General features: G+C 57.6%; 9 protein-coding genes, 1 tRNA gene and 1 pseudogene. 2 read left to right on the top strand and 9 right to left on the bottom strand.

The features are described 5' to 3' along the window. Positions 1–120 precede the first annotated feature (120 nt). A complete protein-coding gene (locus ACH2ED_RS06100) occupies positions 121–1,224 on the bottom strand; it encodes a lytic transglycosylase domain-containing protein (protein ID WP_395089330.1) in 1,104 nt (367 codons plus the stop codon). 31 nt (positions 1,225–1,255) lie between these two features. Continuing rightward, positions 1,256–1,343: transfer RNA gene (locus tag ACH2ED_RS06095), tRNA-Ser, on the bottom strand. Between the two features lie 133 nt (positions 1,344–1,476). Here ACH2ED_RS06095 and ACH2ED_RS06090 point away from each other — a divergent pair. Beyond that, positions 1,477–2,046, top strand: a complete 570-nt coding sequence (locus tag ACH2ED_RS06090) for a redoxin family protein (RefSeq protein WP_395089328.1) — start codon at positions 1,477–1,479, stop codon at positions 2,044–2,046. A gap of 92 nt (positions 2,047–2,138) precedes the next feature. Here the strand turns inward: ACH2ED_RS06090 and ACH2ED_RS06085 are convergent, their stop codons facing one another. Further along, entirely contained in the window at positions 2,139–2,768 is a 630-nt protein-coding gene (locus ACH2ED_RS06085; protein WP_395089327.1) for a DUF1080 domain-containing protein, read from the bottom strand. Between the two features lie 36 nt (positions 2,769–2,804). On the opposite strand from ACH2ED_RS06085, the gene ACH2ED_RS06080 reads away from it, so the two are divergent. Next, the gene (locus tag ACH2ED_RS06080; RefSeq protein ID WP_395089326.1) at positions 2,805–3,338 is read left to right on the top strand and encodes an HD domain-containing protein; all 534 of its coding nucleotides are present in this window, start codon (positions 2,805–2,807) and stop codon (positions 3,336–3,338) included. A 1-nt stretch (position 3,339) separates the two neighbouring features. Here ACH2ED_RS06080 and ACH2ED_RS06075 read toward each other — a convergent pair whose 3' ends face one another. From ACH2ED_RS06075 to ACH2ED_RS06050, 6 genes and pseudogenes are all read right to left on the bottom strand, one after another. Continuing rightward, positions 3,340–4,197, bottom strand: coding sequence for a sugar phosphate isomerase/epimerase family protein (locus tag ACH2ED_RS06075; RefSeq protein WP_395089324.1), 858 nt, complete (start codon positions 4,195–4,197; stop codon positions 3,340–3,342). A gap of 10 nt (positions 4,198–4,207) precedes the next feature. Next, positions 4,208–4,534: a hypothetical protein gene (locus ACH2ED_RS06070; protein WP_395089323.1), complete on the bottom strand. Its 327-nt coding sequence runs from the start codon at positions 4,532–4,534 to the stop codon at positions 4,208–4,210. A 345-nt stretch (positions 4,535–4,879) separates the two neighbouring features. Beyond that, on the bottom strand, positions 4,880–5,839 hold the full coding sequence (locus tag ACH2ED_RS06065) for an acetylxylan esterase (protein ID WP_395089321.1): 960 nt from the start codon (positions 5,837–5,839) through the stop codon (positions 4,880–4,882). A gap of 9 nt (positions 5,840–5,848) precedes the next feature. Then, the gene (locus tag ACH2ED_RS06060; RefSeq protein ID WP_395089320.1) at positions 5,849–6,178 is read right to left on the bottom strand and encodes a cyclic-di-AMP receptor; all 330 of its coding nucleotides are present in this window, start codon (positions 6,176–6,178) and stop codon (positions 5,849–5,851) included. Between the two features lie 76 nt (positions 6,179–6,254). After that, positions 6,255–6,953 (bottom strand): annotated as a pseudogene (locus tag ACH2ED_RS06055) (pseudouridine synthase); the annotation flags it as partial. Continuing rightward, positions 6,950–7,436, bottom strand: a 487-nt coding sequence (locus tag ACH2ED_RS06050) for a Uma2 family endonuclease (RefSeq protein ID WP_395089319.1), incomplete at its 5' end; no start/stop codon positions are given. The pseudogene ACH2ED_RS06055 and the gene ACH2ED_RS06050, both read right to left, overlap by 4 nt.

Genomic DNA, 7,436 nt, shown 5'->3' with positions numbered 1-7,436 from the left:
CGGGTTGTCGCTTGACAGGGACACCAACGCCGCGTTCAATATCCTCAAAGCCGCTATGGGACAACATAGCGTCACCGGTTAACCGTTGTAGAAGCCCTCCGCTTTAGCCGTAGGGAGTTGTCACTGTCCGATTAGCTCTTTGTAGATACGCATGATCTTCTTAACATAACCCTGGGTTTCACGGTAGGGGGGGACACCTCCGTATTTTTTCACAGCGCCTTCGCCGGCATTGTAAGAAGCCAGAGTTAAGATAAGCTGCTCCAGCGTGGCATCGGTGTAGGTAGAGGACTTGCTGTACTTGTTGAGGCGTTCTTTGAGGAGAAAAATCCCACCCGCCAGATTTTGGATCTCATCAAAAGGGTTGGTGAGCTTCAGACGCTCCACTTCATCGGGCATGAGTTGGATCAGTCCCATGGCCCCGGCGTGGGAGCGGTCTTGAATCTTGAAGTCTGACTCAGCGATCACGGTAGCAACAATCAAGCGCGGGTCCATGTCCATCTCCTCCGAGTAGCGCAGGATGGCGTAGGTGATCTTATCGGCCTGGGTGTCGGAGAGGCGCTTGTTGTGGTTCTTGATGTAGCCTCGGTAGGCCGGGAAAACCGCGCGAGCGCTGGCGGAGAGGTCCTCGAAGCGGGGCGGGCCAAGGACGATCTGTTTTTTACCAGCAAGTGATTTAATCGGCAGTGCCCGCGAACTTAAATTCCCCCGAGGCGCAGTGGCGGCGGTCACGCGCAGACGTTCCTGGTCTTTGAGTCGTTCCTGTTCCTGCTGCTTGCGGAGTGCCGTTTTATACTCTTGCTCGGCCTTCCAGCGCGCTTCCAAGGAGTTAATATCGAGCGCTGAGGCCACCGCGATCACTTCTAGCTCAGGCAACCCGATAATCAGCCCACTATCGTCTCCTCCCTCGGTGACAATGCAGAGCACTCGGACAATCGCACCGGGCTGGAGCCAGGCCGGGAGCTGAGACATTCGTAGAGTGAGGGTGCCCGAGGCGAGGGTCTTGAAGATCATCAGGCCACTTCCATCATTGGAAGGGGAGAGACCCGCAATCGTGCCTTCCAGCTCAAAGGCCTTACCCTTGAAAGTGCTCGGTGTCTCCCGGATCTTTTCTAATGTCAGCCCCCAGACAATCGGTGACGCGCGGCGGAGGGCCAGGTACTGCGTAGTGGGCGAGACGCTCTCTTGGGCAAGCGCAGTGGGAAGCGAGGCAACGGAGCCTAACAAGACAAAGACACCATACAGGAGTAGCCTCGTACGGAGAGTCCGGGATTCGAACCCGGGGTAGGGGTTAAGCCTACAACGGTTTAGCAAACCGTCGCTTTCGACCACTCAGCCAACTCTCCTGATCATAAGATCTGCTCCTGTTTTGGTGTCGCGCCCGTATTCTACCAGATTATTTGTTTTGTGCAAGCGGTATACTAGAGCGGCGCAATAGGTGCGCCACAACGTATCCACTTCAGGGAGTTAATAATCGTCATGAACCGACGTGCACTATTAGGGCTCGCCGTGGGGCTGACCGGAGCGCTTGCGCTCGGGCTCAACGCCTCCGCAAAGCGCGGCCCTCTTAAGATCGGAGAGGTCGTCAAGGCCCCCGTTCTCAGGAATATCGTCACCAATAAACCGCTGGATCTTGCCAGCTTCAAGGGTAAAAAAGTTGTCGTAGGCATCTTCATGCAGAAGAACTGCGGCACTACCTGGAAGTACTACGGCAAGATGGGCGAGATCATCAAGAACTACAAGGCCAAAGGAGTCGAGGTGGTGGGAATCCACAGTAGCTCCGGCGAGACCGATGACATGATGCTCTCGGATCTTCAGGCCAAGAACTTGAACATTCCGCTTCTGGACGACAAGAAAGATCAGTCGTTTCTGAAACTGGTGGGTGCGAACTGCTCACCGACCTTTGTGGTGATTGATAAGGACAGTAAGCTGCGCTACTTCGGTTCGTACGATAAATATGGGAGCGCACCGAACTACATCCCCGATGCACTAGACGCAATTCTCGCGGACAAGCCAGTCAAAATGGCCCAAACCCGCGCCTTTGGCTGAGGGCTCTAAACAGTGCCGCTCGTGTAGCGGCACAGGATCTCTCTACTGAAGGTGGACATAAAAGAGCGGCTGGCAGTATGCCAGCCGCTTTTTTATTTTAACTCCGTGAGGCTAAGGTTACGGAACCAGACCTCGCCGCCGTGCTCCTGGAGAAGAATCTTGCCAGGCTTTGCGCCGAAGTCCGCCGCGTCTTTAAACTTGCTCTTGTTGAGTGCTGCCACCCACTCCAGGGAACCGATCACGACCTCCACCGATTTCCTACCATTGAGATAGTGCGTGATTTTTTTCTCGTTCACGACTATTCGGCTCACGTTCCACTCGCCCGCGGGCTTGGGAGTCACTTTGGGGTCGGGAGCAAGGAGATCGTAGACGCCACCGACGCCGTGTTTGCCAAGGTTATCACCGGGCTTGCCAGTGTCAATAAGCTGGTACTCAATCCCGATATTTTTTCCCCCGTACTTGCCAAAGTGGTACTTAAGGCCGGAGTTGGTTCCCGGTGCGACTTTCCACTCAAAACTCAGGTCGAAGCTGTCGTAGTCTTTCGCGGTGACAATATCCATGGCCTTGGTCGCGCGATGGATCGTTCTCTCACTCACTTCCCAGCCCGCCGTGACGGGTTTTCCTGCCACTGTCGTCCAGCCGGTCAGTGTCTTGCCATCAAAGAGCGGAGTCGGGTCTGCGGCAAGTAGAAGTGCGGCTCCCAGAATCAGTAGTGCTTTCATGTTCTCTATTTTACCTGCTTCCTGTACAATGGGGCCATGTGGTTGTCTCATTGTATCCAACGTGCCCTGCGCCTTGCGGCAGAGGCCCACGAGGGGCAGCATGTCCCTGGCACCAAGCTTCCGTACTTGCTCCACGTCACGCAAGTTGCGGCTGAGGTGATGGCGGTCGCGGGAGGCACCGAGGACAACACGCTCGCCGTTCTTTGTGCGCTCCTTCACGACACTCTCGAAGACACACCACTGAGCCCCGAGGCACTGGAGCGTGCTTTTGGCCCCGCGGTGCTCGCGGGTGTCCAGGCGCTCACGAAAAACGAGGCACTCCCCAAAGACCAGCGTATGGCCGACAGTTTGCAGCGGATTCTTGCCCAGCCGTCGCAGATAGCGTGGGTGAAGCTTGCAGATCGGATCACGAACCTTCAAACGCCCCCCACGCACTGGAGCGCCGAGAAGATCGCTGCGTATCGGATCGAAGCGCAGCAAATCCACACAGCACTTGGCGAGGCAAACGTTGCACTAGCCGCCCACCTCGCCGAGAAAATCGCCGCCTATCCGCCATTGTGTGGTGGATAGGTTACAGATACGGCGTGAGGTTGGCCTTGGCGCGGATCAAACCGAGCTTGTCACCGTCTACACTGCCGTTGTAGCGGAAGTCCTCTAGCTCAATGGCAATCGTGTCGTCGAAGCCGTGGCGCTGAAGCTCCCCGCAGACCCAGGCCCAGTTGACGAAGCCCTCGCCGGGAATACAGTAGCGCCAGTCGCCGCCGCCACAGTGCACGGGCCGATCTACACTCGGGCCAAGGTTTCCGTAGAGATAGGCACCGTCGGCATCGAACTGTGTGTCTTTTCCATGGGCGTGGATCGTGCGGCCACCGAACTCACGCAAAAAGCGCTGGTAGTCCACCCCGACGCGCACTAAGTGGCTCGGGTCGTAGTTGATCCCGAACTCCTCGCCCGGAACGAGCGCGAACATGGCACGGAGCGTCTCGGGCGTCACGCCCAGAGCGTTATTGTTCGGCCCCGGCCAGCCCTCAACTGCCATCCGCACCCCCACCCGCGCCGCCACTTTGGCGACCTCGGGGAAGCTCTTGCTCCAGTTTTCCAGGCTGACACGGCGGCTCTGGGTACTATCGGGCGGGTTAAACGTGCAGAACGCCTTGGTAAAGCCCTGCGCGGCCATCGCTGCCAGCGCACCGCTGCACGCCTCGATACCCTTTTTCTGGATCGCTTCGTCGGGGGAGAGTAGCTCGCGCGTTCCGCCGAGATCACACGTCCCCAAGCCCAGCCCATTTGCCTTCAGCGCCGCCACGCGCTCCGGGTCGGGCGAGCCCAAGTCAATCGAGCCGAAGCCATTTTCGGCGGCCCATGCCGCTAGCTCTGCGAAAGGGATGCGCCCAAGCGCTCCCGGTATTCGAAATCCAACAGAAATCATGGAGTTGTTCCTAACTGAGGGGGAGACCGGCACGGGCGCGCAGGTCATTGGTCATGCCCAGAGCATTGCTGGCGGCGCGGCGCTGCTTGCGAAAGAGCGCGACTACCTCTGTGCGGGCATCCTTGGACTCCTGCACACTGGCGCGCCACGCGGCTTCTCGCTCACGTTTGGTGGTATTCTTGCTCGCCAGAGCGTCGCGCTGCTGCTTCAGCGTTGCCAGGTCTGCTGCCGTAATTCCGCTCGCCGCTTGTGCTTGGGCAGTGGACAGAGCCGCAATAAATCGATCTAGCTCAACCAGTAAGTTATCATCGTCAGCAGGAATAGGGTCACGTGCCATCTTAAATCTCCACATTGCCTCCCTGATAGGGAACTTTCCCAGCAAGTCAGGGCAACCTTGCCAGCACTTATAGTATATCTTGCAGATAAAAGATAGAGCAAGTAGAGCAAATGTTTGCTGATTTGCTGGTAAAATGTGAGAGCCAGGGCACCGCAACGAACGGTAGCCCCGGCTAGAAAGGAGGGACATATGATAACTATGTTCATCCTTGGGGTGATCTTCAGTGTCATTGCCAAGTATTACTTGGCTTTGAAACTGATGAAGTAACCCTTAAGCCCCGCCCGGCGACTAATCCTCGCCGGGCGGGGTTTCTCACATCTGCGTGTATTATACGGCAATTTTCGCCTAAAGGTCACTCATAAAATCAAAGACGATGTCATTGCAACCGGGAAGGCCCTCGTGACCGAAGTCCGGGTAGATCACGAGGTTCTTCTTGCTGGTGATCTTGTTGTAGGCCGCAAACTGGGTGCTCGGCGGGCAGATCGTGTCCATCAGCCCGACGGGCATGAGTATCTCCGCCTGAATGCGTGACGCTAAATGCTGGTTGTCAATGTAGCCCAGACGCTCCCACCAGAGGTCTTCTTGTTCATGGCGCGGGTCGAAGTGACGGAAAAACTGTGCGAGCTCCTCGTACGCGCCCTTGGCAAGGTCCATCTCCCAGACACGCTTAAAATCACACAGGAACGGGAAGGTCGGGGCTGCCTTCTTGAGAGTGGGCGTAAGCGAGGCGCATGCCAGAGTCAGCCCGCCACCCTGCGAGCCGCCGAGCGCTCCCACACGGCTTTCGTCTACTTCGTCGAAGCCCATCACAATTCTCGCCAAAAGCGCGGTGTCTAAGTACACGTTGCGATAATAAAGTTTCTCGGGGCTGTCGGCCAGCCCTCGGATAATATGCCCCCGGAGCGTGTTGCCTTTTACGCCGCCCACATCTTCGGACTTACCCCCTTGGCCCCGACAGTCCAGCGCCGCGACGGAGTAGCCCTGGTTGACATAGGCCAGCTTGCCTGTCCAGTCGCCTGAATGGCCAGAGTAGCCGTGGAACTCCACAATCGCGGGGTGGGGCGTCGGGGCGTTCTTAGGCCGTAGGTACTTGGCGTAGACACGTGCACCGCCGATTCCCGTGAACCAGAGATCGAAACACGCGGCGTTGTGGGTCTTGAGGCCGTGGGGGATTAGCTCCACTTGGGGATCGTGGGCAGCCAGCTCGGCGAGGGCGCTGTCCCAGTAGGCATCAAAATCAGCGGGGCGCGGCGTGCGCCCCGGATACTCATAAAGCCGCTCCAGCGGCAGATCAACTTGCGGCATGGAACTCTCTTAAAATCTTTCGAACCGCTCGACATCTACCACCCAGGCAATGGCCCCCCCTACCTCAACTTCGACGGGGGAGGGGATAAACGTGCCCACCGGCCCCGCATCGGGCGGCAGGACATTGACATATTGTTTACGACTTTTACTGGCCTCATTGATTAGGGCGAGAACCCTTTCCACGTCCTTGTCGTCGGCCCCAATCAACAACGTTATGTTCCCCTCCCGAAGGAAGCCCCCCGTTGAGCCGATCTTTGTAAACTTGAACCCGCTTCTCAGCAGACTTTCGCTGATCTTTCCCCGATCCCGGTCGTGGACTACGGCGATGACTAGTTTCATTTTGTGCGGAACCCTCCCCTTTGACTTCGGGCACATTATACGCCATGATCGCCTCGACTTCCCAGCGCGTCAGCTCACGCCACTGCCCTGGAACGAGCGTGCCTAGGAGCACTGGACCCACTTGCACACGCACCAACCGCACCACCGGGTGCCCAATCGTATCGAGCATGCGACGAATCTGGCGCTTACGGCCCTCGTGCAGCACCATCTCTAGCTGCGTGATCCCTTTGCTGGAGCGCCCGAGCTTGGTGACCTCGGCTTTTGCGGTCTTGCGTGTCTCGCCCGGAAGCGTGAGCCCGCGTGCGAGGCGATTCAGAGCGTCCGAATCCGGAGATCCCTCGACCGTGACATGATACTTCTTGCCCAGGCTATTGCTCGGGTGCGTGACTTTAAAGATAAAATCTCCATCGTCGGAGAGCAAGATCAGCCCCTCAGAGTCCGCGTCCAGACGCCCGGCAGGCTTGAGCTTAACACCCGCAATCGTAATAAGATCAACGACTTTCTTCTCCGCGTGCGGATCACTTACCGTGGAGACATAGCCCGGCGGCTTGTGTAGCGCGACGTAGGTTCGTTTCTCCGTGTCCTTGAGCCGCTTCCCGTCCACCACGATTTTTTGTGTTGCGGGATTGACTAAGATGCCCATCTCCGTGACGACGATATCGTCCACTTTGACGCGCCCCCCTTTGATAAGCTCCTCAGCACGGCGGCGCGATGCCACGCCCGCATCCGCGATGGCCTTCTGGAGGCGAATGGTATTGGGTAGGGGCTCACTCATGGGAGTAGCTCCCTGACGGTAATCTGGGTGTCCGGGCGTGCAAGCGGCGCGACGGACTCAAGTTCGGTCCAGGTGCGTACATGTAGATACTCCTCTGCTTGGGCGTAAAGCCTCAGTTTCTCTGTTTTGTCCCACCCGAGTGTCGCGTCCGAGACCTCAACGACGAGAAGGCAATCGTTTGCTGTCGGCGTCTCGATAAAGCTCTCGGTTGGTTTGCTGAGCACAAAGCCATCAGGCTCAGGGTCGCTGTCCTCGCTGACTTGGATCGGGGCCTGAGAACCAACACACTCCCAGCCAAAAGCGGCTTCCAAAGCGCGTCGCACCCGTTTTGTGGCGTGGACATGAGCGGGCGTAAGCGGCAAGCGACGGGGAGGAGCAAGCATTTCCATAGATAAGCGACCGAGGGGACTGTCTGCTTTAGCTGACAGGGGAATCGGCGACAGGTCTGCCGAAGGCTTCGGGGAAGCCGGATTAAACTCTTCA

The organism is Armatimonas sp., assembly GCF_043757465.1.
GTDB lineage: Bacteria > Armatimonadota > Armatimonadia > Armatimonadales > Armatimonadaceae > Armatimonas.
The sequence above is the reverse complement of the archived record's forward strand: the minus strand, read 5'-3'. Positions and strand labels throughout refer to the sequence as shown.